Source organism: Streptomyces sp. NPDC051286, assembly GCF_044455345.1.
Lineage (GTDB): Bacteria > Actinomycetota > Actinomycetes > Streptomycetales > Streptomycetaceae > Streptomyces.
Genome location: NZ_JBITER010000001.1, coordinates 417,569 through 440,602, shown reverse-complemented (window position 1 = coordinate 440,602; position 23,034 = coordinate 417,569). Strand labels below are relative to the sequence as shown.

The 23,034-nt window shown below is 70.8% G+C and carries 22 protein-coding genes and 1 pseudogene; 6 read left to right on the top strand and 17 right to left on the bottom strand.

Translation table 11 applies throughout. From position 1 onward, the window contains the following. Window positions 1–73 precede the first annotated feature (73 nt). From ACIBB8_RS02000 to ACIBB8_RS01980, 5 genes and pseudogenes are all read right to left on the bottom strand, one after another. Window positions 74–1,078, bottom strand: coding sequence for a 2-hydroxyacid dehydrogenase (locus ACIBB8_RS02000; protein ID WP_398948443.1), 1,005 nt, complete (start codon window positions 1,076–1,078; stop codon window positions 74–76). Between the two features lie 90 nt (window positions 1,079–1,168). Continuing rightward, window positions 1,169–1,378, bottom strand: a pseudogene (locus ACIBB8_RS01995) (6-phosphofructokinase); the annotation flags it as partial. Window positions 1,379–1,549: 171 nt separating this feature from the next. Then, a complete protein-coding gene (locus ACIBB8_RS01990; protein WP_398948442.1) occupies window positions 1,550–2,248 on the bottom strand; it encodes a response regulator in 699 nt (232 codons plus the stop codon). Further along, entirely contained in the window at window positions 2,245–3,477 is a 1,233-nt protein-coding gene (gene macS, locus ACIBB8_RS01985; protein ID WP_398948441.1) for a MacS family sensor histidine kinase, read from the bottom strand. The genes ACIBB8_RS01990 and macS overlap by 4 nt, the downstream gene beginning before the upstream one ends. A gap of 52 nt (window positions 3,478–3,529) precedes the next feature. Beyond that, a complete protein-coding gene (locus ACIBB8_RS01980; RefSeq protein ID WP_366135045.1) occupies window positions 3,530–4,273 on the bottom strand; it encodes a lysophospholipid acyltransferase family protein in 744 nt (247 codons plus the stop codon). Between the two features lie 393 nt (window positions 4,274–4,666). On the opposite strand from ACIBB8_RS01980, the gene ACIBB8_RS01975 reads away from it, so the two are divergent. After that, the gene (locus ACIBB8_RS01975; RefSeq protein WP_398948440.1) at window positions 4,667–5,446 is read left to right on the top strand and encodes an alpha/beta hydrolase; all 780 of its coding nucleotides are present in this window, start codon (window positions 4,667–4,669) and stop codon (window positions 5,444–5,446) included. Further along, the gene (locus ACIBB8_RS01970) at window positions 5,439–6,092 is read left to right on the top strand and encodes a hypothetical protein (protein WP_398948439.1); all 654 of its coding nucleotides are present in this window, start codon (window positions 5,439–5,441) and stop codon (window positions 6,090–6,092) included. The genes ACIBB8_RS01975 and ACIBB8_RS01970 overlap by 8 nt, the downstream gene beginning before the upstream one ends. 219 nt (window positions 6,093–6,311) lie before the next feature. Here ACIBB8_RS01970 and ACIBB8_RS01965 read toward each other — a convergent pair whose 3' ends face one another. From ACIBB8_RS01965 to ACIBB8_RS01940, 6 genes are all read right to left on the bottom strand, one after another. After that, window positions 6,312–7,097 carry an endonuclease/exonuclease/phosphatase family protein gene (locus ACIBB8_RS01965; RefSeq protein ID WP_398948438.1) on the bottom strand — a complete coding sequence of 262 codons (786 nt, stop codon included), beginning with the start codon at window positions 7,095–7,097 and terminating at the stop codon, window positions 6,312–6,314. A gap of 80 nt (window positions 7,098–7,177) precedes the next feature. Then, a complete protein-coding gene (locus ACIBB8_RS01960) occupies window positions 7,178–8,119 on the bottom strand; it encodes an ROK family glucokinase (RefSeq protein ID WP_398948437.1) in 942 nt (313 codons plus the stop codon). 75 nt (window positions 8,120–8,194) lie between these two features. Beyond that, window positions 8,195–8,653, bottom strand: coding sequence for a DUF5304 domain-containing protein (locus ACIBB8_RS01955; protein WP_398948435.1), 459 nt, complete (start codon window positions 8,651–8,653; stop codon window positions 8,195–8,197). Between the two features lie 106 nt (window positions 8,654–8,759). Next, window positions 8,760–10,097, bottom strand: a complete 1,338-nt coding sequence (locus ACIBB8_RS01950; protein WP_398948434.1) for an ArsA family ATPase — start codon at window positions 10,095–10,097, stop codon at window positions 8,760–8,762. Window positions 10,098–10,101: 4 nt separating this feature from the next. Then, window positions 10,102–10,551, bottom strand: a complete 450-nt coding sequence (locus ACIBB8_RS01945; RefSeq protein ID WP_398948433.1) for an SRPBCC family protein — start codon at window positions 10,549–10,551, stop codon at window positions 10,102–10,104. A gap of 105 nt (window positions 10,552–10,656) precedes the next feature. Next, the gene (locus tag ACIBB8_RS01940; RefSeq protein ID WP_398948432.1) at window positions 10,657–11,463 is read right to left on the bottom strand and encodes a metallophosphoesterase; all 807 of its coding nucleotides are present in this window, start codon (window positions 11,461–11,463) and stop codon (window positions 10,657–10,659) included. A 281-nt stretch (window positions 11,464–11,744) separates the two neighbouring features. Between ACIBB8_RS01940 and ACIBB8_RS01935 the strand changes: the two genes are divergently transcribed. Continuing rightward, window positions 11,745–13,541 carry an AMP-dependent synthetase/ligase gene (locus tag ACIBB8_RS01935; RefSeq protein WP_398948431.1) on the top strand — a complete coding sequence of 599 codons (1,797 nt, stop codon included), beginning with the start codon at window positions 11,745–11,747 and terminating at the stop codon, window positions 13,539–13,541. A gap of 68 nt (window positions 13,542–13,609) precedes the next feature. Here ACIBB8_RS01935 and ACIBB8_RS01930 read toward each other — a convergent pair whose 3' ends face one another. After that, window positions 13,610–14,752, bottom strand: coding sequence for a glycosyltransferase family 4 protein (locus ACIBB8_RS01930; RefSeq protein WP_398948430.1), 1,143 nt, complete (start codon window positions 14,750–14,752; stop codon window positions 13,610–13,612). 98 nt (window positions 14,753–14,850) lie between these two features. Between ACIBB8_RS01930 and ACIBB8_RS01925 the strand changes: the two genes are divergently transcribed. Further along, a complete protein-coding gene (locus tag ACIBB8_RS01925) occupies window positions 14,851–16,137 on the top strand; it encodes a glycosyltransferase 87 family protein (RefSeq protein ID WP_398948429.1) in 1,287 nt (428 codons plus the stop codon). Here ACIBB8_RS01925 and ACIBB8_RS01920 read toward each other — a convergent pair. The 5 genes from ACIBB8_RS01920 to ACIBB8_RS01900 form a co-directional block, all read right to left on the bottom strand. Beyond that, complete coding sequence (locus ACIBB8_RS01920) at window positions 16,094–17,335, bottom strand: hypothetical protein (protein WP_398948428.1); 1,242 nt, start codon at window positions 17,333–17,335, stop codon at window positions 16,094–16,096. The two genes, ACIBB8_RS01925 and ACIBB8_RS01920, sit on opposite strands and share 44 nt — an antisense overlap. A gap of 168 nt (window positions 17,336–17,503) precedes the next feature. Next, a complete protein-coding gene (locus tag ACIBB8_RS01915) occupies window positions 17,504–18,535 on the bottom strand; it encodes an NlpC/P60 family protein (protein WP_398948427.1) in 1,032 nt (343 codons plus the stop codon). A gap of 230 nt (window positions 18,536–18,765) precedes the next feature. Beyond that, window positions 18,766–19,794 carry an NlpC/P60 family protein gene (locus ACIBB8_RS01910; protein WP_398948426.1) on the bottom strand — a complete coding sequence of 343 codons (1,029 nt, stop codon included), beginning with the start codon at window positions 19,792–19,794 and terminating at the stop codon, window positions 18,766–18,768. Between the two features lie 285 nt (window positions 19,795–20,079). Then, window positions 20,080–21,441, bottom strand: coding sequence for an NYN domain-containing protein (locus ACIBB8_RS01905; RefSeq protein ID WP_398948425.1), 1,362 nt, complete (start codon window positions 21,439–21,441; stop codon window positions 20,080–20,082). A gap of 37 nt (window positions 21,442–21,478) precedes the next feature. Further along, the gene (locus ACIBB8_RS01900) at window positions 21,479–21,721 is read right to left on the bottom strand and encodes a hypothetical protein (protein ID WP_266986548.1); all 243 of its coding nucleotides are present in this window, start codon (window positions 21,719–21,721) and stop codon (window positions 21,479–21,481) included. Between the two features lie 163 nt (window positions 21,722–21,884). On the opposite strand from ACIBB8_RS01900, the gene ACIBB8_RS01895 reads away from it, so the two are divergent. Together ACIBB8_RS01895 and ACIBB8_RS01890 are read left to right on the top strand one after the other, a co-directional pair. After that, the gene (locus ACIBB8_RS01895) at window positions 21,885–22,634 is read left to right on the top strand and encodes a rhomboid family intramembrane serine protease (protein ID WP_398948424.1); all 750 of its coding nucleotides are present in this window, start codon (window positions 21,885–21,887) and stop codon (window positions 22,632–22,634) included. Further along, window positions 22,631–22,912, top strand: a complete 282-nt coding sequence (locus ACIBB8_RS01890) for an Lrp/AsnC family transcriptional regulator (protein ID WP_398948423.1) — start codon at window positions 22,631–22,633, stop codon at window positions 22,910–22,912. The genes ACIBB8_RS01895 and ACIBB8_RS01890 overlap by 4 nt, the downstream gene beginning before the upstream one ends. Window positions 22,913–23,034: the final 122 nt, after the last annotated feature.

The window sequence follows — 23,034 nt, the reverse complement described above, 5'->3', positions numbered from 1 at the left end:
TCAGGCCGTTTTGGCAACGCCGCAGATGTGCGTGCAAGGCGTCGGGAGCCCGGCCAAGATCTTCAGTGCCCTCCTAGTCCTGAGGAAGCCTGGGGACGAGGACGTTGTCGCTGCGGCGGCGGGCCAGGTAGTCGGCGACGTTTTGCACGGTGGCGTCGATGATCTGCGTCACGGCGTCCTCCGTGTAGTACGCCTGGTGCGAGGTGACGATGACGTTCGGGAAGGTGACGAGCCGGGCCAGGGTGTCGTCGTCGACGACCTCCAGGGACTTGTCGAGGAAGAAGAGCCCGGCCTCCGCCTCGTACACATCGAGTCCGACGCCCGTGAAGCGGCCCGCCCGCAATGCGGTGACCAGGGCCGAGGTGTCCACCAGTCCGCCACGGCTGGAGTTGATCAGGATGGCGTCGTCCTTCATCGCGGCCAGGGCGTCCCTGCCGATGATGTGGTGGGTCGCGGGCACCAGCGGGACATGGAGACTGATCAGGTCGGACTCGGCGAGGAGCTGTTCCTTCTCGACGTAGGTCATGCCGAGTTCGGTGCAGGCGGGGTTCTCGACCACGTCCCAGCCGAGCAGCTTCATCCCGAAGCCATGGGCGATACGGGTGAAGGCCTCGCCGATCTTGCCCGTGCCGATCACGCCGACCGTGCGGCCGCGCATGTCCCGGCCGAGGAGACCGTCGAGCCGGAAGTCGAAGTCGCGGGTGCGTCTCGTGGCGCGGATGATGCGGCGGTTGACCGCCATGGCGAGCGTCCAGGCGAATTCGGCGACCGAGTACGGCGAGTAGTACGAGACGCGGGCGACCCGCAGGGCGAGACGTTCGGCGACGTCGAGGTCGATGTTGTTGAAGCCCGTGGAGCGCTGGGCGATCATCTGCGTGCCGCCCGCGGCGAGCGTCTGCAGAACGCCACTGCCCAGGTCGGCGTTGACGCTGGTGGAGATGATCTCGTAGCCCGCCGCGATGGGGGCGGTGTCCTTGTTGAGGAATACGTCCAGGCAGCGGACCTCGTGCTGTCCGGCGAAGGCCTTCTCGATCAGCGGCTTCTCGTCGGACTGCACACCGAATGCCAGGATTTCCACGATTTCTCCAGAAAGACAGAGTCACGGGCCGGATAGCCGCGAATATACGGCCCCTGTCCCTGGTGCGCCGCTCGCACTCAGCCGAGGAAGACGCCGACCTCCGCGTAGAGCACCGGATCGACCGTCTTGAGCCGGGCGGTCGCATCGGCGATCGGCACCCCCATTGGTCTCGCGCTCCAGCGGGCCGCGCCGACCGTCCCGGAAGCCGATGAAGTCGTAGCCGTACTCCTGCACGCCCTTGCGGACGATGGCGCGGAGGACCGCGTCGAGTCCGGGGCAGTCGCCGTCCCCGGTCAGCACTCCGGCCCGCGTGGAAGCATCCCGTCGCCGAAGTGAGCTCGCCGGTGACCACGCCCATAGTGATCCAGGCCACTTCGGGATGGGCCGGAGGGTCAATATCCCCGCAGCAAGGCGCAGTTGATCACAGACGTCGTTCACCGCAGGCACCGTCGGGCTCGAACGCCGCCGAGTTCAGGCGTCGTCGAGGCCGCGCTCGATCGCATACCGCACGAGCTCCACCCGGTTGTGCAACTGGAGCTTGCCCAGGGTGTTCTGGACGTGGTTCTGGACGGTGCGATGCGAGATGACCAGCCGCTCGGCGATCTGTTTGTACGAGAGCCCCTTGGCGACCAGCCGCAGCACCTCGGTCTCCCGGTCTGTCAGCTGCGGTGCCTTCGGCTCGTCCGACGCGACGGGCACGGGCTCGGATGCCAGCCTGCGGTACTCGCCGAGCACCAGTCCGGCAAGCCCCGGGGTGAAGACCGGGTCGCCGACGGCGGTGCTCCGCACGGCCTCGGTCAGCTCCTGCGTACTGGCCGACTTGAGCAGATAGCCGGTGGCGCCGGACTTCACCGCCTCCAGTACGTCGGCGTGCTCACCGCTCGCCGAGAGCACCAGGACCCGCAGGCCTGGGCGAGAGCCGACGAGTTCCTTGCAGACCTGGACGCCGGGCATCCCCGGCAGGTTCAGGTCGAGGACCAGGACGTCGGGGGTGGCGGCCCTTGCCCGGCGCACGGCCTGCGGTCCGTCACCCGCGGTCGCCACCACGTCGAAGCCGGACTCGGCGAGGTCACGGGCGACGGCATCGCGCCACATCGGATGGTCGTCGACGACCATCACCCTGATGGTCCGCTGCGCGCTCTCGGCGCCTGCGGTGTTCTCCGTGCTCATCGGCCGGATCCTGCCTTCCCCCGTGAAACCTTCGGAACCTTCAACTCGACCTCGGTGCCCTGGCCGGGGACAGAAATCAACTCTGCTGTGCCACCCAGGTCGCGCAGCCGCCCCCGGATCGACAGGGCGACCCCCAGCCGGCCTTCCCCCTCGGCCTGGGCCAGCCGCCCCTCGGGGATGCCGGGGCCGTCGTCCCGGACCGTGACGATCACCTCGTCCGGCCAGTCCTCGACGAGGATCCACGCCTGGGCGTCCTGGCCGGCGTGCACCCTGACATTGTCCAGGGCGGCACTGACAGCCGCCGCGAGTTCCTTCGCCGCCGCCGGGGCGAGCAGAACCGGAGCACCGGGCTCCGCGAAGCTGACCCGGGAGCCGACGCGCGGGGCCAGCAGGGCGCGCAGATCGCAGTCGGCCGAACCGGACGGGCCGTCCTCCCGGTCGTCGACCTCGACCGTACGGACCACCGCGCCCTCGGAAGTGTCCTCCGAGACCCGGATGGCGGGCACCAGACCGCTGGAGACGAGGGTGCGCAGGGCGACTTCCTGCTCCCCTGCCATCCGGCCCAGCTCGGCGGCCTCGCCACCCAGTGCCGTGCCGCGCCGCTGCACCATGGCGAGGACCTGGAGCACGCTGTCGTGGATGTCACGGGCCAGGCGCTCCCGCTCCCGGGTCGCCGCCTCGATCTCCAGCGCGCGGGCGAGAGTGCGCTCACTGGCGCGGGCGACCTCGATGACGTACCCGACGGCGATGGAGGCGACCCAGACCAGCAGCACGTTGTGGAAGGTGTCCCGGCTGGGTTCGCCGCGCTCGATGATGTTGACGATGGCGACGAAGGTGGAGGCCAGCGCCGCCCACCGCCAGCCGCCCTTGATCGCGAACGCCAGGACGGAGCCCGCGGTCCAGATGGACGGCAGGGTCGGACCGTCGAGGTGCTGGGCGTCGAAGTCGGCGAGCGGGGTGAGGAGGATGCCGACCAGAGCCAGGGCGAGGTCGGCGCCGAGGAACCGCTTGGTGCAGCTCGTGGCGTTCGCGACCTTCGGGAGGGTGGCGAGCGTCCAGACCGCCATGACGGCCAGGAAGGCGATGGCCACCCAGGGCCGCTCGTACTTGTCCCGGCCGAAAGTGGCCAGCAGGATCGCGTAGACCATTGTCAGAAGCCGGTACGCGGTCAGCGCGCGCCACAGCGGCTGTTCGACCGACATCCGTACGACCCGCTCGCGCTTGGCCATGTCCCCCCACCCCCCGGACGGACGCCGACGCGGTGACGCGCCGGCTGTTCCGTCACCCTTCCGTGCCGGACTTTCTGCCCGCGTGCTTCTCTTCCTCCGCGCGGCGCTTCGCCTCGTCCGCGATCTGGCGCTTGGCTGCGGTCGCGTAGATGTCGACGTACTCCTGCCCCGAGAGCTTCATGATCTCGTACATCACCTCGTCGGTGACCGAGCGGAGAATGAAGCGGTCGCCCTCCATGCCGTGGTAGCGGCTGAAGTCGAGCGGCTTCCCGATCCTGATGCCCGGGCGCATCAGCTTGGGGATCACCTGACCGGGCGGCTGGATCTTCTCCGTGTCGATCATCGCCACGGGGATGACGGGTGCTCCGGTGGCAAGCGCCACCCGGGCGAGACCGCCGGGCTTGCCGCGGTACAGGCGGCCGTCGGGCGACCGGGTGCCCTCCGGGTAGATGCCGAAGAGCCCGCCGCTCTCGATGACCTCTATGCCGGCCTTGATCGCCGCCTCACCGGCACCGCGGGCACCGGACCGGTCCACCGGGAGCTGGCCGACGCCCTTGAAGAAGGCAGCGGTCAGCTTGCCCTTCACGCCGGGCGCGGTGAAGTACTCGGATTTCGCGATGAAGGTGACCTTGCGGTCCAGTACGGCCGGCAGGAAGAAGGAGTCGGAGAACGAGAGGTGGTTGCTCGCGAGTATCGCCGGCCCCTGAGCGGGGATGTTCTCCAGGCCCTCCACCCACGGCCTGAAGGCGAGCTTCAATGACCCGCCGATGGAGAACTTCATTGCGCCGTAGATCAACTCGGGTGCCTCCTGTGTGCTGTCGCACTGACCTTAACCCGTGGTGCTGCCACCGTTCCTGCCCGGCACGGGCCGAAGCACGGCTGTGACCGGTGACGGCCCTGGTCGGTGTCAGTCCCGTCGCGTACGGTGAGGTAACGGCCTGGTGCACGACAGAGAGTGGATCAGCGAGCGGCGTCATGCGGCTTCGAATCCAAGGCGGAGGAGGGAGGCGACGCGAAGGGGGTCCCCCATGCCTGAGGGCTATGGGGGAGTCGTCGACCGACGACAACGCCGGAGGCGGAGTCGCATGACGCCGGGAGCCCGCTCGCTATCGTGCACCAGGCCGTAATCCTTCTTGCACTCCCCCTTTCCCTTTCGCTCCCTTTCGAGCCTCACGAACAGGAGACCCCGGTGCCGGTCCTTCCTGGAGCCGAGCCGTTCCGCCACGAGGGCGGAGAGGTCGGCGTCCTCCTCTGTCACGGATTCACCGGTTCGCCTCAGTCGCTGCGCCCCTGGGCCGAATATCTCGCGGAGCGGGGACTCACGGTCGCGCTGCCGCTGCTGCCCGGGCACGGCACCCGCTGGGAGGACATGCAGGTCACGGGCTGGCAGGACTGGTACGCGGAGGTGGACCGGGAGCTGCGGGCCCTGTCGGAGCGATGCCGTCAGGTCTTCGTCTTCGGGCTGTCCATGGGCGGTGCGCTGTCGTTGCGGCTGGCGGCGAAGCACGGGGACGCGATCAGCGGTCTGGTACTCGTCAATCCGGGCAACAAGGTGCATGGCCTGGCGGCGTACGCACTGCCGGTCGTCCGGCATCTGCTGCCGTCCACGAAGGGCGTGGCGAACGACATCGCCCGGGAAGGCTCCACCGAGATCGGCTACGACCGGGTGCCGCTGCACGCGGCTCACTCCCTGCGGAATTTCTTCCGGCTGGTCGACGCGGAGTTGCCGCAGGTCACCCAGCCGCTCCTGCTGCTGCACAGCCCGCGGGACCATGTGGTGCCGCCGGCGGACTCGGCCCGGATCCTCAGCCGGGTGTCGTCCACGGATGTCGAGGAGATCCTGCTGGAACAGAGCTACCACGTGGCGACGTTGGACCACGATGCGGAGCGGATCTTCGACGAGAGCTACTCGTTCATCGGCCGCCTCGCTCCGAGCGTCGGGAAGAAGGGGAGCACGTCAGGTGGCTGAGCACGACGCGGAGCGCGCGGGCAGCGAGGGGGAGCGCGAACCGCGCCCCGCCGAGGGAACGGACGTGCCCGAGGACGGCGCGGCTGCGCCACACGCACCCGGGGGTCCGAGCCAGGGTGACGCGCTCGACGAGGACGCCGCCTGGGAGGCGATCGTCGCGGGCTACGGCGAGGAGCCGCCGGACCCGCCGGGCGCCAAGCCGTTCAAGTCGATCGAGGACCTCGCGCTCCTGGAGGACGGCGATCGCAACATACTGGAGCCGGACAAGGGCACCAACAAGAAGAAGCCGCCGGAGAAGCCGCTCGGCAGCTCGGTCCTCTTCGCCCCCGGTGTCCGCGGTCCCCGCGACTACGAGGTGGCGGAGCCGACGGACAGCGACGATGCGGACGACAGCGACGAGGGACACTTCGTCCCGCCGGAGCCGCCTCCGCTGCCGGAGGCCGATGTCACGGCGAAGTTCGCCTGGCTCGCGGTCGTCGGCGGACCGGTGCTGATGCTGCTCGCCGTGCTGTTGCAGTGGGAGATGACCTGGTGGCTCACCACGGTCTGCATAGGCGGTTTCCTGGGCGGCTTCGTCACCCTGGTCGCGCGGATGCAGCACGACGACGAGGATGACGACGACCCCGGGCGCGGCGCGGTGGTCTGAGAGCCTGTCGGGCGACCTCTGATCGGGTGGCCACGGCGTGGCACGCACGCTTCCGGCGTTGCCGAAATGCCCTGGTAGCTCCTTCCCCGAGCTCTCAGCTTCGTTCGAGCAGGGGAGACCCGTCCGAGAACCTTCCGGCGCCTTGCGATCGCACGCACCACGCCGCGTCCGCACTCCGGTCGAAGGTCACCCGACAGGCTCTGAGCCGGCTCCCCCGGATCAGGCCGGCCGAGGGTGTCCGGTCGTGGGCGAGGACAGAGCGGGCACCCTGAGCGCGGCCAGTACCGGCAGATGGTCGGTGGCCGCGCGCAGGTCCTGTTCCGTGACGCCGGGCAGGCCCGACGGGACTCCGCAGCCGAGGACTTCGATGCCTCTGCTCGCAAAGACCGCGTCGATGCGCAGGCGCGGATCGTGGGCCGGGAAGGTGAGCTCGCCACCCCACGGCCGGACGGACCGGCCGTCCTGGAGCCGCCCGGCCAGCAGCTGGAAGGCTTTCCCCTCCGGTGCGTCGTTGAGGTCGCCGGCCACGATGACGTGCTCGACCGCCATGGCGTCCAGCCGGTCGAGCAGTAGGTCCGCCTGGACCACGCGCTCCTCGTGACGCAGGCTCAGATGGCAGCTCAGCAGGCCGATCCGGGTGCCCGCGATCCGTACCACCGCCGTGGCGAAGCCTCTCCGGTGCAGTCCGGGGGTGCGCGGCAGCAGCAGGTCCTCCGTGCGCTCCACGGTGGCGCGCAGCGAGCACAGGAGCAGCGGCCCGGCGGCGGTGGCGCCGCCGGAGAGGACCACCAGGTCGGTGTGGGCGGCGAGCCAGGCGGCGCGCTTGCGCCAGCGGAAAAAGCGCGGGGCCTCCTGGATGAAGACCAGATCGGGTGCGCAGGCGCGGATGACGCGGGCCAGCGCCTCACGGTCGTCGCGCATCGACCGGATGTTGTAGCTGAGCACTCTGATGACGGCCGAACCGTCCGGCTCGGTACGGGAGTCGGGCAGCTCTGTCATAGCCATACGGCTCACCATACGACGGACGCCCGCCGCTCCCGGTGAGGGCGCGACGGGCGTCCGGTGTTGTCCGTGACGTGGTGGGCTCAGCCCTGGCGGGCCAGGTCGGCAGCGCCCACCAGGCCTGCCTTGCCACCCAGTTGGGCCGCGAGCACCTGGGCGTGCGGCCGCCATTCGCCGCCGATCAGCCAGCGCCGGAACGACTTGCGGATCGGGTCGAGGACGAGATCGCCCTCGTCCGAGACGCCGCCGCCGACGATGAACGCGGACGGGTCGAAGAGCGAGGCGAGGTCGGCGAGTCCGGCGCCGGCCCAGCGGGCCAGCTCGCGGAACGAGTCGATCGCCACCGGGTCGCCCTGCCGGGCGGCCGCGCTGATGTGCTTGCCCTCGATACCGTCCACCGTGCCGTCGCCCAGGGCGAGAAGGAGCGCGGCGTTCTCCGGGGTGGCGTTGGCACGCTGCTTCGCGTACCGGACGAGCGCGCGCCCGGATGCGTACTGCTCCCAACAGCCCTGACTGCCGCAGCCGCAGAGCAGCCCGTCCGGGACGACCCGGATGTGGCCGAATTCGGCGGCCACACCGAAGCGTCCGCGGCGCAGTTTGTTGCCGATGATGATGCCACCGCCGAGGCCGGTGCCGAGCGTGATGCAGATGACGTCGTCGTGGCCCTGGCCTGCACCGAAGCGGTATTCGCCCCAGGCCGCCGCGTTGGCGTCGTTCTCGACGACGACGGGGAGGCCGACGCGCTGCTCGACCTTGTCCTTCAGTGGCTCGTGCCGCCAGTTGATGTTCGGCGCGAACAGCACAGTGGCACGCTTGTCGTCGACGTATCCGGCAGCGCCGATGCCGACCGCCTCGACCTCGTGTCCCTCGCTGGCGCCGGACACCGCCGCCGCGATCGCGTCCACGATGCCTTCAGCCGTCGGGGGGGTCGGCACCTTGAACATCGAGAGGATCCGGCCCTCTTCGTCGACCACTCCAGCCGCGATCTTCGTGCCGCCGATATCGACGCCGATGGTGAGTCCCATAAATCCCTCAGTTTCGGTCGAGCCCCGCTATGGCCAACCGTACCCGAGCCCCGCTTCCCGCCCTATCGGTGCCGGTCAGTCCAGGTCGATGTGTTCGCCCGGCCCGCTGTCGTCGTCGCGCGGGTCGGTGGGGTCGCCGGCCTTCTTGGAGGCGCCGCCGGGGTCGGCGGCGCCCTGGGTCCAGCGGCGTTCCTGGCCTTCGACGGCGGAGCGGTAGGCGGCGAGGAGTTCGCTGCCGGCCGCGGCGATGTGGCCGAAGACGTCCGGATTGCGTTCGATGACGGGCTCGACGGCGGCCTTCGCCTGCTTGATCACCTGCTGTACGGCCCCCTGGGCGGCGACGCCGAACAGCGGTGACTGGAGGGAGGCGACCTTGTCGGCCACGGCGTCGATCAACTTGCGGAGCTCCTCGGCCGCGGAACCGGTCGGCGGGCCGTACTCGGCGCGGCGGCGGGCCTTCTCGGCTTCCAGGTCCTCGGCGCAGGCCTTGGCCCACGCGTCGTCGTCGGCGGGACGATCGGTGGCTTCGCTCATGGCGGACTCCTGCGACGTGGTTGCGGACGTCGCGCGTGCGGAGGTGTGGTCCACCGCCGTATACGGGACGCGTACTACCGACGTTACCCGAACGGTGGTACGCCGTTCAGGAGGTACGCGGCCACAGTGCGGGATCCGGCGTGAACCGGACCCGCAGCACACCGTCCGTCAGCGCGGCGCCGGAGACGGTGCAGCGGCGCAGTCCGGACTCCAGCGGCACGATCCGGTGGAACGGGCCGACGGTCAGGAGCAGTTCGTCGCCGCGCCGGACCAGCTGCAGGTCCTCCTTGACGGCTCCCGGCAGCGGCAGGCACCAGACCAGAACCCCGTCGCCGTCCTCACCGGCGGCCGGCCGCGGCGGGACGGTCGCGTCCGGTCGGCCACGGAGCGGTTCCCGCAGCTCGTCGTGGCTGTCGGGGGCGTTCGGGTCCTCGACCCACCAGGGGTCCTGGGCGCGTCCGCCCGGCCGGTCGTCCAGCTCCACGGCGAGCCCGTCCCCCTCGAAGAGCCCGCCGCCGGTGCCCGCCGCCTCGAAGGTGGTGCAGCTCGACGAGGTGTCGAGGAGGGTGAGGTCGTCGAGCCCCTGCGGGTCCCGGCCGAGATGGGGCACCTCGCACAGGGACGCGGCCGGCACCCACTCCTCGTACCAGTGGCCGATGCATTTTTCCTGTTGGGCGGCGAGATCGGCGAACCAGGGGTCGGAGGAATGCCTGGGCAGCACCCGGTTGACGGTGAGCGTGTCGACGCGCAGCCCGTGCAGGGCGAGTCCGGTTCGGGCGGTGTGCAGGGCGTCCTCGGCGGCGGGTCCCGGTTCGGCGACGAGGCGGACCGTGGTGCCACGGTCCTCGACCAGGGTCTGGACGGAGGCGAGCTCGGCGTCCCGGCGGGCGGCGGTCTCGTACAGCCACTGGGCGGGCATCGGGACTCCGGCGAGCTGGGCGAGCATCGGGCGCAGGGCGCGGGCGGCCTGGCGCTCCGGAGGCAGCAGGCGACGCAGATAGCGGCGCAGCTGTTCGGGCAGGGCGAGTACGGCGAGGGCTTCGCGCAGCGGGGGCAGGTCGACGACGAGGGTGTCGTAGCCGTCGCGCGACCAGTCGCCCCGGGCGGCCCGGCGCAGGGTGTGCAGCAGGGCGAGCTGGGTGCTGCCCGGGAGTTCGGTCAGCTCCTCGCCGTCGAGCCGGTTCCCGCCGAGCAGGCCGAGTACGGAGGACGCCTGGTCCTGGAGGGCGAGAAGTTCGGTACGGAAGTGTTCGCCGGAGTCGATGCGGGCGAACCGGAGTCCTTCGGTGACCTCGGTGGGTTCCGTGCCGGTGGGGAAACCGGGTATGGCGTCGGCGGAGAGCAGCAGGGTGCGGCGGCCTCGGCGGGCCGCGGCCAGTGCGGTCGCCGCCGCAACAGTGGTACGGCCGGCGCCGCCGGGGCCGGTGACGAGGACCGTACGCATGCGGTCAGCCTCGCGGGAGTGACTCGACGCGCTTCTTCAGACCGGCCAGTGCGCGGTCGATGATGACCTTCTCCGCCTTGCGCTTGATCATGCCGAGCATCGGGATCTTGACGTCGACGGTCAGCCGGTAGGTGACCTCGGTGCGGCTGCCGTCGCCGAGAGGGGCCAGGGCGTAGGAGCCGTCGATGGCGCGCAGCATCTGGGACTTGACCAGGGTCCAGCTGACCTCGTGGTCTGCGGTCCAGGTGTAGGCGAGCGTGTGGTCGTCCTTGATCGCACCGGCGTCGAGGACCAGCCGGACCTTCTCGGCGCGGCCCTGCTCGTCCTTGGCGAGGACCTCGGCCTCCTTGACCTCACCGGTCCACTCCGGGTACCGGTCGAAGTCGGCGATGACGCCCATGACGTCGGCCGGTGCCGCCTCGATCGTGATGGTCGAGCTGGTGTGTTCAGCCATCGCTGTGGCTCCTCCAGTGCGGTGTACCGGTCGGTCGGCAGAGGCCTGCCGCCAGAAGGCTATCGCGTGCGGGGAGCGCGTCGTCCCAGGGTCAGGGCCGTGTGGTCACCACTCCAGGGCCCAGGGCCGGCCGGTCGAGGCGAAGTGACCGACGTTGACGCATTCGGTGGCGCCGATCCGCATCCGGCGGACCAGCGGCTGGTGGACGTGGCCGAAGACGGCGTACCGGGGGCGGGTCCGGCGGATCGCGTCGAGGAGCGCCCTGCTGCCGCGCTCGAACCGGCGCGCCACCGTGTCGTAGGTCAGCTCCGGTACGTCGGGCGGAATGTGCGTGCACAGGACGTCCACCTCGCCGACCGCCTCGATCTTGGCAGCGTACTCCTCGTCGCTGATCTCGTAAGGGGTGCGCATCGGGGTTCGGAGCCCGCCGCCGACGAAGCCGAAGACGCGTCCGCCGATCTCGACGCGTTCGCCGTCCAGGACGGTGGTGCCGGGGCGGGCGTATTCGGGCCAGAGATCAGGGATATCGACATTGCCGTACGTGGCATACGTCGGTGTGGGGAAGGCCGCGAACATTTCGGCGTACTGATGGCGCACCGCACCGACGATAGCGGCATCGCGGTCCAGGCCCGCCCAGAGACGGCGGCCGAAGTCACGGGCCTCCTCGTAGCGGCGGGCGGTGCGCAGCTCGACGATCCGGTCGGCGTTCTCCACGCCGAAGAGTTCGGGAAAGATGCCGCGCGAGTGGTCGGCGTAGTCGAGGAAGAGCACCAGGTCGCCCAGGCAGACGAGGGCGTCGGCGCCGTCCCCGGCCCGGGCCAGGGCTTCGGTGTTCCCGTGCACGTCGCTGACCACATGGATCCGGGTACGGCGTGCGGTTGCACCCTCGCGGCTGTTCGCTCCGGCTGGCATGACGATCACCCTAGGGCGCCGCCGACAGCCTGGGTAGAGCCCGCCGGACCTGCGAATACTTCATGCTTGTCACCCGGGTGCACTACTGTGCGCGCGAGGATCACCGATATGTGTGACGCATAAGACATCTGGCCGGAACCCCCTATCCGGAATCGAGTACTGGTGGGTAACGTCCGGGCAGTCCAGTCGTGCTCACCTCACTGAGCACCCTGCCAGTCTTGGACCGCAGCCGGTGCGTCGCACAGAGCCGTGGCACCGGAGCCCGATGAGGAGCAGCAGTCTTGCGCGAGTTCAGCCTTCCGGCCCTGTACGAGGTCCCCTCGGACGGCAACCTGACGGATCTCATCCGCCGCAATGCCGCGCAGCATCCTGACGCGGCGGTGATGAGCCGCAAGGTGGCAGGCGTGTGGACCGATGTCACCGCCACCCAGTTCCTGGCCGAGGTCAGGGCTGCCGCCAAGGGCCTGATTGCCGCGGGCGTCGAAGCGGGCGACCGGGTGGCCCTGCTCTCCCGCACCCGCTACGAGTGGGTACTGCTCGACTTCGCGATCTGGAGCGCGGGCGCGGTCACCGTCCCGGTGTACGAGACCAGCTCGCCCGAACAGATCCAGTGGATCCTCAGTGACTCCGGTGCCGCCCTGTGCATCGTGGAGTCCGAGGCACACCGGGCCTCCGTGGTCTCGGTCCAGGCGGATCTGCCTTCCCTGAAGGGCATCTGGCAGATCGAGGACGACGCGGTCCGGCAGCTGTCCGCGATCGGCGAGGACGTCTCGGACGAGACCCTGGACCTGCGGACGGCGAGCGCCAAGGCCGACGACCCGGCCACCATTGTCTACACCTCGGGCACCACCGGCCGCCCCAAGGGCTGTGTGCTCACGCACCGCAGCTTCTTCGCCGAGTGCGGCAACGTGGTGGAGCGGCTGAAGCCCCTCTTCCGTACCGGCGAGTGCTCCGTACTGCTCTTCCTGCCCGCGGCCCATGTCTTCGGCCGGCTGGTCGAGGTGGCCGCGGTGATGGCCCCGATCCGGCTCGGCTGCGTACCGGACATCAGGAACCTCACCGATGAGCTGGCCGCGTTCCGGCCGACGCTCATCCTCGGTGTGCCGCGGGTCTTCGAGAAGGTCTACAACTCGGCGCGTGCCAAGGCGCAGGCCGACGGCAAGGGCAAGATCTTCGACAGGGCCGCGAACACGGCGATCGCCTACAGCCGCGCGCTCGGCACCCCTCAGGGCCCGTCCATGGGCCTGAAGTTCAAGCACAAGATCTTCGACCGGCTGGTGTACAGCAAGCTGCGCGCCGTGCTCGGCGGCCGCGGCGAGTACGCGATCTCGGGCGGTGCGCCGCTGGGCGAGCGGCTCGGGCACTTCTACCGCGGCATCGGCTTCACGGTGCTGGAGGGCTACGGCCTCACGGAGACGTGCGCGGCCACCGCGTTCAACCCGTGGGACCGGCAGAAGATCGGTACGGTCGGCCAGCCGCTGCCCGGCTCGGTCGTCCGGATCGCCGACGACGGCGAGGTGCTGCTGCACGGCGAGCATCTGTTCGCGAGCTACTGGAACAACGAGGCGGCGACGGCCGACGCGCTGGCCGACGGCTGGTTCCACACAGGCGACATCGGCACCCTCGACGAGGACGGCTATCTGACGATCACCGGCCGCAAGAAGGAGATCATTGTCACGGCGGGCGGCAAGAACGTCGCTCCCGCAGTGATCGAGGACCGGATCCGCGGGCACGCCCTGGTCGCGGAGTGCATGGTGGTCGGCGACGGGCGGCCGTTCGTCGGTGCGCTGATCACCCTGGACGAGGAGTTCCTGGGCCGCTGGGCCGAGGAGCACGGCAAGCCGGCCGGCTCGACGGTGGCGTCGCTGCGCGAGGACCCGGAGCTGCTGGCCGAGGTGCAGCGGGCGGTGGACGACGGCAACGCGGCGGTGTCCAAGGCGGAGTCGGTACGCAAGTTCCGCATCCTGGCCTCGCAGTTCACCGAGGAGGCCGGCCACATCACGCCCTCGCTGAAGCTGAAGCGGAACGTGGTGGCGAAGGACTTCGCGGACGAGGTGGAGTCGATCTACCACGGCTGACCCCGCGGATGCAGGTGTACGGGGGAGGGGCTCGCGCGACAGGTCGTGCGGGCCCCTCCCCCGTGTCGTCAGAGCAGCGCCTTGAGATGCTCCGCAAGCAGGTCCCAGCGCCACTTCTCCTCGACCCAGGCCCGGCCCCGCTCCCCCATCCGCCGGCACAGTTCGGGGTCGCCGAGCAGGGTGGCGACGCGGTCGGCGGTCTCCTCGACGGAGCCGCCCCGCACCACCCAGCCGGTCTCGCCGTCGAGAACGGCGTCGGGGGCGCCGCCCGAGTCGCCCGCCACCACCGGCAGTCCGGTGGCGGACGCCTCCAGGTAGACGATGCCGAGCCCCTCGACGTCGAGGCCGCCGCGACGGGTGCGGCACGGCATCGCGAAGACGTCGCCCGCGCCGAAGTGGGCGGGCAGCTCCTCCCAGGGCACCGGCCCGGTGAACCGCACCGAGTCGGTGACGCCGGTCTCCGCGGCCAGCTTCTCCAGCTCCTTGGCGTACGGTCCGCCCCCGACGATCAGCAGGACGGCGTCCGGCTCCCGTGCCAGAATCGCGGGCATCGCGAGGATCAGGGTGTCCTGGCCCTTGCGGGGCACCAGCCGCGACACACAGACGACGACGGGCCGGTCCGAGAGTCCGAGCCGGGCCCGGATGCGGTCCCCGCCCGAGTCCGGGCGGAAGGTCTTCTCGTCGACGCCGGGCGGCAGTTGGACCATGCGGCCGGCGGCCTCGGGAGTGAGCGCGCCGGCGATCCGGGAGCGGGTGTACTCGCCGAGGTACGTGATCGTGTCCGTGCCCTCGCCTATCCGGCGCAGCAGTTGGCGGGACGCGGGAAGCTGGGCCCAGCCGGCCTCGTGCCCGTGGGTGGTGGCGACCAGTCGCCGGGCACCCGCCCTCCGCAGTGCCGGTGCCATCAGCCCGAGGGGGGCCGCGGCCCCGAACCAGACGGAGGCGCAGTCGTGTTCGCGCAGCAGCTGGACCGCGCGCCGGGTCACCCGCGGGGTCGGCAGCAGCATCGTCGTAGGGTCACGGACGACGGTGAACGGCTGCTCGGCGTCGAAGGCGGCGGTGGCCGCGACACCCTCGGGACTCCGCTTCCAGGTGGAGGCGTAGACGACGAGCCGGCCGGGGTCCAGGCGGAGTGCCATATTGTGCAGGAATGCCTGGATACCGCCAGGTCGGGGCGGAAAGTCGTTGGTCACGATCAGGGTCTTGTCCATCGCCGCCGACAGTACCGAACAGCCCGGCTTGATGGCTCGCCCCCCGTCAGGCCGTGCATCATGGCTCGGAGCCACTGGCGAAGGGGATGGGCGCGGGCATGACAGCAGCAGGCGGCACCGGCAGATTTCTCGCACCCGTCGCGGTGTGGACGCTCACCAGGGCCGCGTTGCTGCTCTGCGTCTTCAAAGTCGTCACGTTGCCGGGCCCTGACGTGACGAGCGACGTCTCGGTGATCTACCACGGCTGGTCCGAGGTGCTGAAGAGCGGCACGTATCCGCTGGACGATGTCACCTGGCAGTACCCGCCCGCTGCGGCGCTCGCCATCCTCTCCCCCGCCCTGCTGCCGTTCCTGGACTACGCCTCTGCCTTCTTCGTCCTCGCCTGCCTCTGCGACGCGCTGGTGCTCGGCCTGCTGCTGTACGCGGGCCGCGGTACCGGCAGGCGGACCGCAGGCGGCTGGGTGTGGGTGGCGGGGGTGCCCCTGCTCGGCACGACCGCGTACGCGCGGTACGACGTGATGGTGACGGCGGTCGCGGTGGCGGCGCTGCTGGCGGGGGTACGGCATCCGCGGGTGCTGGGGGCGCTGGCCGCCTTCGGCGCGCTGCTGAAGGTGTGGCCGGTGCTGCTGCTGGCCGGGACCGCGCGCGGGGAGTCGACCCGCCGCTCCTGGACGGCGGCGGCGGTGACGGCGGCCGGGCTGCTGCTGGTGTGCACCGCCGCGTTGCCGGGAGCGCTGGCCTTTCTCGGGTTCCAGCGCGACCGCGGCACCGAGGTCGAGTCGCTGGGGGCGCTGGTCTTCCATGTGGCGCGGCAGTTCGGCTGGCAGGGCCGGGTGGAGCTGAACTACGGGTCGCTGGAGTTCCTGGGCCCGCATGTGCCGCTGGTGAGCACGCTGGCGCTGGGGCTGAGCATCGCCGCGTTCGGCTGGCTGGTGGTGTGGCGGCTGCTGGCCCGTGACTTCGGGGTGAGCACACCGGCCGACGCGGCGTTCACGGCGGTGCTGCTGTTCACGACCACGAGCCGGGTGATCAGCCCCCAGTACATGCTGTGGCTGGTCGGTCTCGCGGCGGTCTGTGTGGTCTTCCGGTCCAGCCTGATGGGACTTCCGGCCGTTCTGGTGCTGGTCGCGACGGGCGTCACCCAGCTGGAGTTCCCGCTCGGGTTCATCCACGTGGTGACCAGCGACGCGCAGGGCGTGACGCTGATGTTCGTACGCAACGGTCTGCTGGTCGCAGCGGCCCTGGTCGCGTCCCGGCGGCTGTGGAAGGAGACGGTGCCCGCGCCGGTCCGCCGGGACCGGCGCGGGCTGCCGGTCCGGTCGTCCGCTCCGGCGGGGCGGGTCAGCCGAGACGGGACCGCAGATACTCCCGCCAGCGCGCCGTGAACTCCTGCGGCGTCGTGCCGAGCACGTCCTGCATCGCCTGCTCCACCGCTCCGTCCCGCCCTGAGTGCCCCCCGACGGCCCGGTAGAAGGCGAAGAGTTTCTGCTCGCCCCAGTGGTCGGCGACGAGTGCGCACGCCAGCCAGCCGCCCTCGTACGCCCTCGCGAGGCGCCCGGAGTCTCCCGCGAACCCGAACTCCTCGTCGGCGGGCAGTTCGGCGGGCAGCTCACCGCGCCGGACCGCGTCGGCCAGTTCGGGTGCGGCCTGCTCGGCGGTCCGGTGCTCGGCACGGTAGGCCGCCCAGTCGGCGAAGCCCTCGGAGAGCCAGGTCGGGGTGGACGCGGAGGTGCGGGCGCGGGTGGCGACATGGGCGGTCTCGTGGGTGAGGACGATCCGCTGACCGAACGTGCCGAGCGTCGCGTACGCCTGAGGGTTGACGATCACCCGGTCCGCAGGCGCCCGGCCGCCGGTCTCCCCGGTGGTGACGGCCGCTATGCCCCGGTAGTTCGCCGCCGGTGACCCCAGCAGCCCGGCCATGTCGTCGACCGTCTCCGGTACGAGGACCACCACGCGGCCGGCCCAGCGCTCCGGCCAGGCGGCGGAGACGGCGGGCACCGCACGGTCCGCGGTACCCGCGATCGCGCGGAGCTCCGCCGTTGTCCGCCCCACACCGAGGACGAGACTTCGCCTGCCCCGTACGACCTGGACGTCGCCCTGCTGCCACAGCTGCGGGCCGCCGTCCCGGCCGGCCCGGTCCGCAGTGATGTACCAGCGGCCGTCCGCCGGGTCCCGCTCCAGGTCAAGCACCCGGTCCGAGGTGACCGGAGCACTGTCGTAACCAGCGATCCGGTAGCGCAACTCGACGTCGGCGGTGGCCCGGCCGGCTCCGCGCCTGCGCACGTCCGTCACCTTGTACGCCCATGAGCTCAGCGGCACGTCGGCAAGATGGGCCAGCTCGCGGCGCTGGGCCGTCCGCAGTCCGGTGGCCCCGGGGGCGAGTGTGGCGAGGAAGCCGTCCGGGTCGTGGTCCAGGACGGCGGCGGCGCGGCGGTCCAGGGTGGCACTGATGGCCCGGACGGTGGGGTCGGGGGTGGCGGGAGCCGTGCAGGCGGACGCGAACAGCAGTCCGGCGACCGCCGCGCCCGCCGCGCGCCGCCGCCCGTCATGTCCCCGCCCTGCGGTGCGCCCCTGATCAGCCACCCGACCGAGGGTACGGGTCAGAGCCTGTCGGGTGACCTCTGATCGGGCGGCCACGCCCTGGCACGCACGCTTCCCGCGTTGCCGAAAGGCCCTAGGACCTTCCAGCGCCTTGGAATCGCACGCACCAGAGCGCGTCCGTTTTCCGATCGAAGGTCACCCGACAGGCTCTCAGACGCGGGTCACCGAGGAGACCGGCATCATGCCGACCGGGTCGTAGCGGACCGGAGCACCCGGGTGCGGGGCGTGGATCACCTGCCCGTTGCCCACGTACATCCCGATATGGCTGGCGTCCGAGCGGTAGGCGACCAGATCGCCGGGGCGGGCCTCGGAGAGCGGCACCATGTGGCCGGCGTACCGCTGCGTCTGCGAGGTGCGCGGCAGGCTGACACCGGCCTGGGCGTACGCCCACTGCATCAGCCCGGAGCAGTCGAATCCGGCGGGTCCGTTGGCTCCCCAGATGTACGGGAGTCCGACGGCCCGGCGGACGGCCATGACGGCGGCCGCCGCCCGGGACGAGCCGGCAGGCAGACCGGCCAGGGCGGAGAACGAGGTATCGCGGCCGGAGCGCGAGGCGTGATCGAAGGCCGCCCGGTCCGCGGCGGGCAGCGAGGCCAGCAGCTGCCGGGCCTGCCGGAGCTTGCCCTCGACGGTCCGTTTGTGGCGGGCGGCGGCTGCCTTGTCGCGCTCCAGGCAGGCGAGCGAGCGGGCGGCCTCCGCACGAACCTGCGCGAGGCCGCGTCGGGCGTGCTGGAGTTCGTGCAGGGCGGTGGTCTGACGGGCGTTCAGCCGGTCCAGGGTGGCTGCCCGGTCGAGGTAGCTGTCCGGATCGGCGGAGAGCAGCAGGGCGAGCGAGGGGTCGATGCCACCGGAGCGGTACTGCGCGGCGGCGGCCGAACCGATCGCCATGCGCATCCGGTTGATCCGTTCCTGACCGAGGGCCGCCCGTTCCTGGGCCCGGTTCAGCTCGCCCCGCAGCCGGTCGGCGTCCTCCACCGCCTTGTTGTACTGCTCGGTGGCGCGCTCGGCCTCGCGGTACAGCCGGTCGATCTCGGCCCCGGCGGTCCGGGACGTGCCCTTCGGGTCGGCGTGCGCGGCTGCCGCCCCGAGCGTGGCGGCGGCGGTCGCCGCGGCCGCGGACAGGACTGTGACCCGGACGCTCCGGTTGACGCCGGGCTGTGTGGAACGGCGATGGGACACCACAGGACGCCGCACTCCCTTCCGCTGTACGCGGCCCCCTGCCACCCGGGACGGGCGGACCGACGGACGGGAGCCGCACAGCAGACAGACAGTAGTCGGACGACTACGGAGTGCACGAACGGCCGTGGCGGATGGGTGCAGGTCAGATACGACGGCGCCCCGCCGGTGACCTGTGGTCTCCGGCGGGGCGGGCCGTCTGTGCGGGGCGCGGTAATTCGCCCGTTCGGGCGTCGTCAGCCGACGCGCACGCCGAACTGGAAGCTGCCGATGGTGTTCATCGACTCGTAACGAACCACCGCGCCCGGGTACGGGGCGTGCACAACGGTGTTGTTGCCCGCATACAGAGCCACGTGCGACGTGCTGTTGAAGAAGACGAGGTCGCCCGGCTTGAGGGCGCTGCGGCCTATCTGCACGCCGTCGTTGATCTGGGTGTACGTGACGCGGCTGATGTGGACACCGGCCTGGGCGTAGGCCCACTGGGTCAGGCCCGAGCAGTCGTAGGAGTTGGGGCCGGTGCCGCCGCGGAAGTACGGCTTGCCGATCTGGCTGGCGGCGGCATTCAGGGCGGCGGCGCCGCGGGCGGAAGCGGGAACCTCGTTGCCCAGGTTGACCCGGTCGCTGGCGGCGCGGCTGGCGCGCTGGTCGGCCTGGGCCATCTTCTCGCGCTCGGCGGCGGTCAGGGTGTTGAGCAGGCGCTGCGCCTCGGCGAGCTTGCCCTGGAACTTCTTCTTGTTCTCACCGAGCGTCTTGCGGACGTCCGCGATGTCGCCCAGCTTGTCCTGGGCCTCCTTGCGCTGCTGCGCGAGGGCCCGCTGCTTCTCCTGGATCTTCTCCAGCGAGTCGGCCTGCTTGGCCGTCAACTGATCCAGGGCCGAGGCCTCGTCGAGAAAGGTGTCCGGGTCCGAGGCGAGGAAGAGCTGCACGGACGGGTCGATGCCACCGGAGCGGTACTGCGCGGCGGCGAGCGAACCGAGGCCGCTGCGGAGCCTGTTGAGCTCCTCCTGACCGCGGGCCACCTTGTCCTGCAGTGCCCCGACCTGCTTTTCGAGCTTCTTCTGCTGCTCCTGGGCCCCGTTGTACTTCTCGGAGGCCTTCTCCGCCTCGTGGTAGAGCTTGTCGACCTTCGCCTTGACCTCACTCTTGGTCGGCTTGGGGTCGGCGTGGGCGGCCTGGGAGGTCAGGGCCACGGCCGCGGCGGCGGTCGCGGTGAGCACGGTCACACGGGCGCGGCTCGGCTGCTTGGGACGACGGTGGGACGCCACGAAGGCGAGCTCCTTCTTCCTCAGAGCCGCCTACCGGGCTGTGGGGGGAATGAATCCCCGGCTCCGTGCACGTCACGGACTCGGCGGTTCCTTCGCCGCCACCCCGGATGGGTGATCAACCGTGCGAAGGTTCGAAGCCCGACCCTAGTGACCATCTTGTGATCAGTTCAAATCCTCGCAAGAAAAATCTCGCCTCAACAGGTACTTCTTTACTCTCATCACACAGGGTGTAGCGGCGACCTGACGGTACGTTCCCTGATTTCCGACAAGTGGCCACAAGGCGCGTCAGACGCGCGAAAGCCGCTTCAGGAGCAAGACGGACGCAACGGGCCTGGCCCCGGCCTTCGCCACGCCGTCCGCCACTTCACGGTCGGTGGAGACCACCACGACGGGCCTGCCCGGCGGTTCGGCGCGGGCGAGCTGGCGAATGAGTTCGTCGGCGGTCACGCCCGGCTTGCTGAACAGCACACGCACCCCGCGCGGAGGTGCGAGCAGCACCGGAGCGGCCAGTTCGGCCCCGTCGAAGACACAGGTCATCTCGGCGCCGGACTGCGCGGCGAGCACCGCGAGACCGCCCAGCAGCCGCAGCCGCTGCTTCTCCAGCGGGAGCTGCGGATAGCCGGTCTTGGTGACGTTGTAGCCGTCCACGATCAGATGCGCCTGCGGCAGCGCGAGCAACTGGTCGAGCAGGGCCGGATCGGTCTCCGAAAGAGCCCTGGCGGCAATGTCCTTGGGCGTCATCGCGCCGGGCTCGACCGCGTCGACACCGTCCGCGGGGCGGATCGAGGAGGGCGGCAGGGCCAGTTCGCGGCGCAGCCCCCGGGCCGCGTCGAGCACCGTGTCGAGGAGCAGCCGCAGCCGCATGTCCTCGACCGAACGCCCCTCCCTGGAGGCCCTGCGGCTCGCCTCGACGGACGCCTCCGCCTCACCGAGCCGGGCCCGCAGCCGCCGGGTCTCGCTCTCGGCGGCGGAGATCCGGGCGGCCGCCTCGGCCCGCAGCGCGTCGGCCTCGGCCTTGCCCCGGCGCACCGCGGCCTCGCCGCGCTTGACCTCGTTGAGGGCGGACCGCAGTTTGCGCTGCAGCGAATCGGCTTCCTTGCGTGCCGCGTCGAGTTCGGCGCGGAGCCGTTCGGTCTCGCTCTTCGTCTGGGCCCGGGCCTGGGCGAGCTCCTCGCGCAGCCGTTCCAGCTCGCGCCGGCTCTCCTCGTCGGCCCGCTCGGCGTCGGCGCGGTGGACCTCCTCGCCGGCTGCGGCGACCAGTTTCACCCAGCCGACCGGGCGCAGCACATAGGCTGCCGCGGCCACATCGACGGGATCGGCAGCGGCCGGCGGCGACCCGGCCTCCACGGCAGCGGCCAGCTCCGGCTGGGATTCCCGGAGCCGTTCGCCGATGCGCTGGCGGAACAGGGTGTCGCTCTCCAGGGCGGCCGCCATCGCGTTCCCGGCGAACTTGGCGCGCCGGGTCGGGGTGAAGCGGGCGTACTGCCTGAGCTGGGCCGGGAGTTCGGTGACGGTCAGGCCGCCGAACGCGTCGGAGACCAGCGCGACGACCCGTCGCCGTACACCTTCGGGCAGCGGGCGGTCGAGCGCCTCGACGGCGTCGCCGGCTCCATCGGCCGGCTCGGCGCCGCTATCGGGCTGCTCCACGATCCGTCACCCCAAAATGTCTGTCCGCACGGCCCCGTCAGGAGTCGGCACCCGGCCTGTCGACTAGTTCGATCTGGTCCACCGCGTTGCACCAGCGGCAGCGGACCGACTCGATGGTCTCACTGACCACCTCGCGTTCCTCGACGGTCGACTCACCGGCCAGGTCGAGATGGACGTATTCGACGACCTTGGAGGTGCGGGTCACGTCGAAGCGGGTGAGATTTCCGCAGAGCGTGCAGCGCCAGCGGGTCCCGTCGGTCGGCTGGGGAACCGTCGTCATCGTTGCGTCCTCTTTCGTCGAGCGTCGTGCTGCTTCCCGCACGGGATCTCGCGGTGCGCCGTCGAACTGCGGATCTCCTCCTGTAACCCTACGGCCTTGCACATACCCCTAGACACGGCGAGGCGGTCTGCCCCGTTCCGTCACCTTGCGTCATGCTCTGTGCATGATCGATCGGCGGGCCGCGAGAGACGGAGTGACCGGCAGGCTCCTGCGCGCCGCCACGGCGGCCGGTGCGCAGGTGACGTATGCGCTCATCGCCCTGTGCTGCGCCGTCTTCCTGATCAGCCCGCTTTCCGGCTTCAACTCCACCTACGGCACCGCCGACACCCTGCTCGCCGCCCAGGCCGGGTACTTCGAACGCTGGGGGGTGATCCCGAGCGAGCTGTGGGCGGGCTCCGCGCAGGCCCTGCTCACCCCGCTGACCGCACTGTTCGTGCACGGCAGCTGGCTTCATCTGCTCGGCAACATGCTCTTCCTGTACGTGTTCGGGGCGATGGCCGAGGAGCGGATGGGCCGTGCCGAATTCGTCTTCTTCTACCTCGGCTGCGGCTATCTCGCACTGCTGGCGTACGCGGCGGCGCACGCGAACTCCGACCAGACCCTCGTCGGCGCATCAGGAGCGATCTCCGCGGTGCTCGGGGCGTTCCTCTACCTGTTCCCCAGGGCGCGGGTGACCAGCCTCTTCCCGTTCCTGCTCTTCCTTCCGCTGCGCTTTCCCGCCTGGATCGTGCTGATCTTCTGGTTCGCGCTGCAGTGGATGGCGGCGCAGGGCGCGGGCAGCGGTCCCGGGGTGGCGTATCTCGCCCATGTGGTCGGCTTCGTCTGCGGCTTCCTCTACGCCTGGGGACGCTACCGCGGTGGGGCTAGAGTGAAGGCTCCAGCCGCGGCCACCGAGGGAGAAAGCCAGCCGTGATCACCGCGATCGTGCTCATCAAAACCAGCGTGGACCGGATTCCGGAGATCGCCGAGGCCATCGCCGCGCTGGACAATGTCAGCGAGGTCTTCTCGGTCACCGGTACGTACGACCTGATCGCCATGGTCCGGGTGTCCAGGCACGACGACCTCGCGGACGTCATCCCCGGCCGGATCAGCAAGATCCCGGGCGTCGAGGGCACCGACACCCATGTCGCGTTCCGTACGTACTCGCAGCACGACCTGGAGGCGGCCTTCGCCATCGGTCTCGACGCGTAGGTTCGCGTCGCACTTCGGGCGGGGGCGGGGCCGGGGGGGCCGGCCCCGCCCGCGGGGGTGGGGGGCGGGGGGTGTTGGCGGGGCCCCCGGGCGGGGGCCACCCGGCGGGCGCGGGGGGGTAA

What these genes read in the sequence shown, in the direction of transcription:
- ACIBB8_RS01990 (WP_398948442.1), bottom strand. Translation starts at nt 2,248, where the DNA reads ATGAGCACGGAGAACACCGCAGGCGCCGAGAGCGCGCAGCGGACCATC.
- macS (WP_398948441.1), bottom strand. Translation starts at nt 3,477, where the DNA reads ATGGCCAAGCGCGAGCGGGTCGTACGGATGTCGGTCGAACAGCCGCTG.
- ACIBB8_RS01965 (WP_398948438.1), bottom strand. Translation starts at nt 7,097, where the DNA reads ATGGCTATGACAGAGCTGCCCGACTCCCGTACCGAGCCGGACGGTTCG.
- ACIBB8_RS01960 (WP_398948437.1), bottom strand. Translation starts at nt 8,119, where the DNA reads ATGGGACTCACCATCGGCGTCGATATCGGCGGCACGAAGATCGCGGCT.
- ACIBB8_RS01955 (WP_398948435.1), bottom strand. Translation starts at nt 8,653, where the DNA reads ATGAGCGAAGCCACCGATCGTCCCGCCGACGACGACGCGTGGGCCAAG.
- ACIBB8_RS01950 (WP_398948434.1), bottom strand. Translation starts at nt 10,097, where the DNA reads ATGCGTACGGTCCTCGTCACCGGCCCCGGCGGCGCCGGCCGTACCACT.
- ACIBB8_RS01945 (WP_398948433.1), bottom strand. Translation starts at nt 10,551, where the DNA reads ATGGCTGAACACACCAGCTCGACCATCACGATCGAGGCGGCACCGGCC.
- ACIBB8_RS01940 (WP_398948432.1), bottom strand. Translation starts at nt 11,463, where the DNA reads ATGCCAGCCGGAGCGAACAGCCGCGAGGGTGCAACCGCACGCCGTACC.
- ACIBB8_RS01930 (WP_398948430.1), bottom strand. Translation starts at nt 14,752, where the DNA reads ATGGACAAGACCCTGATCGTGACCAACGACTTTCCGCCCCGACCTGGC.
- ACIBB8_RS01925 (WP_398948429.1), top strand. Translation starts at nt 14,851, where the DNA reads ATGACAGCAGCAGGCGGCACCGGCAGATTTCTCGCACCCGTCGCGGTG.
- ACIBB8_RS01900 (WP_266986548.1), bottom strand. Translation starts at nt 21,721, where the DNA reads ATGACGACGGTTCCCCAGCCGACCGACGGGACCCGCTGGCGCTGCACG.
- ACIBB8_RS01895 (WP_398948424.1), top strand. Translation starts at nt 21,885, where the DNA reads ATGATCGATCGGCGGGCCGCGAGAGACGGAGTGACCGGCAGGCTCCTG.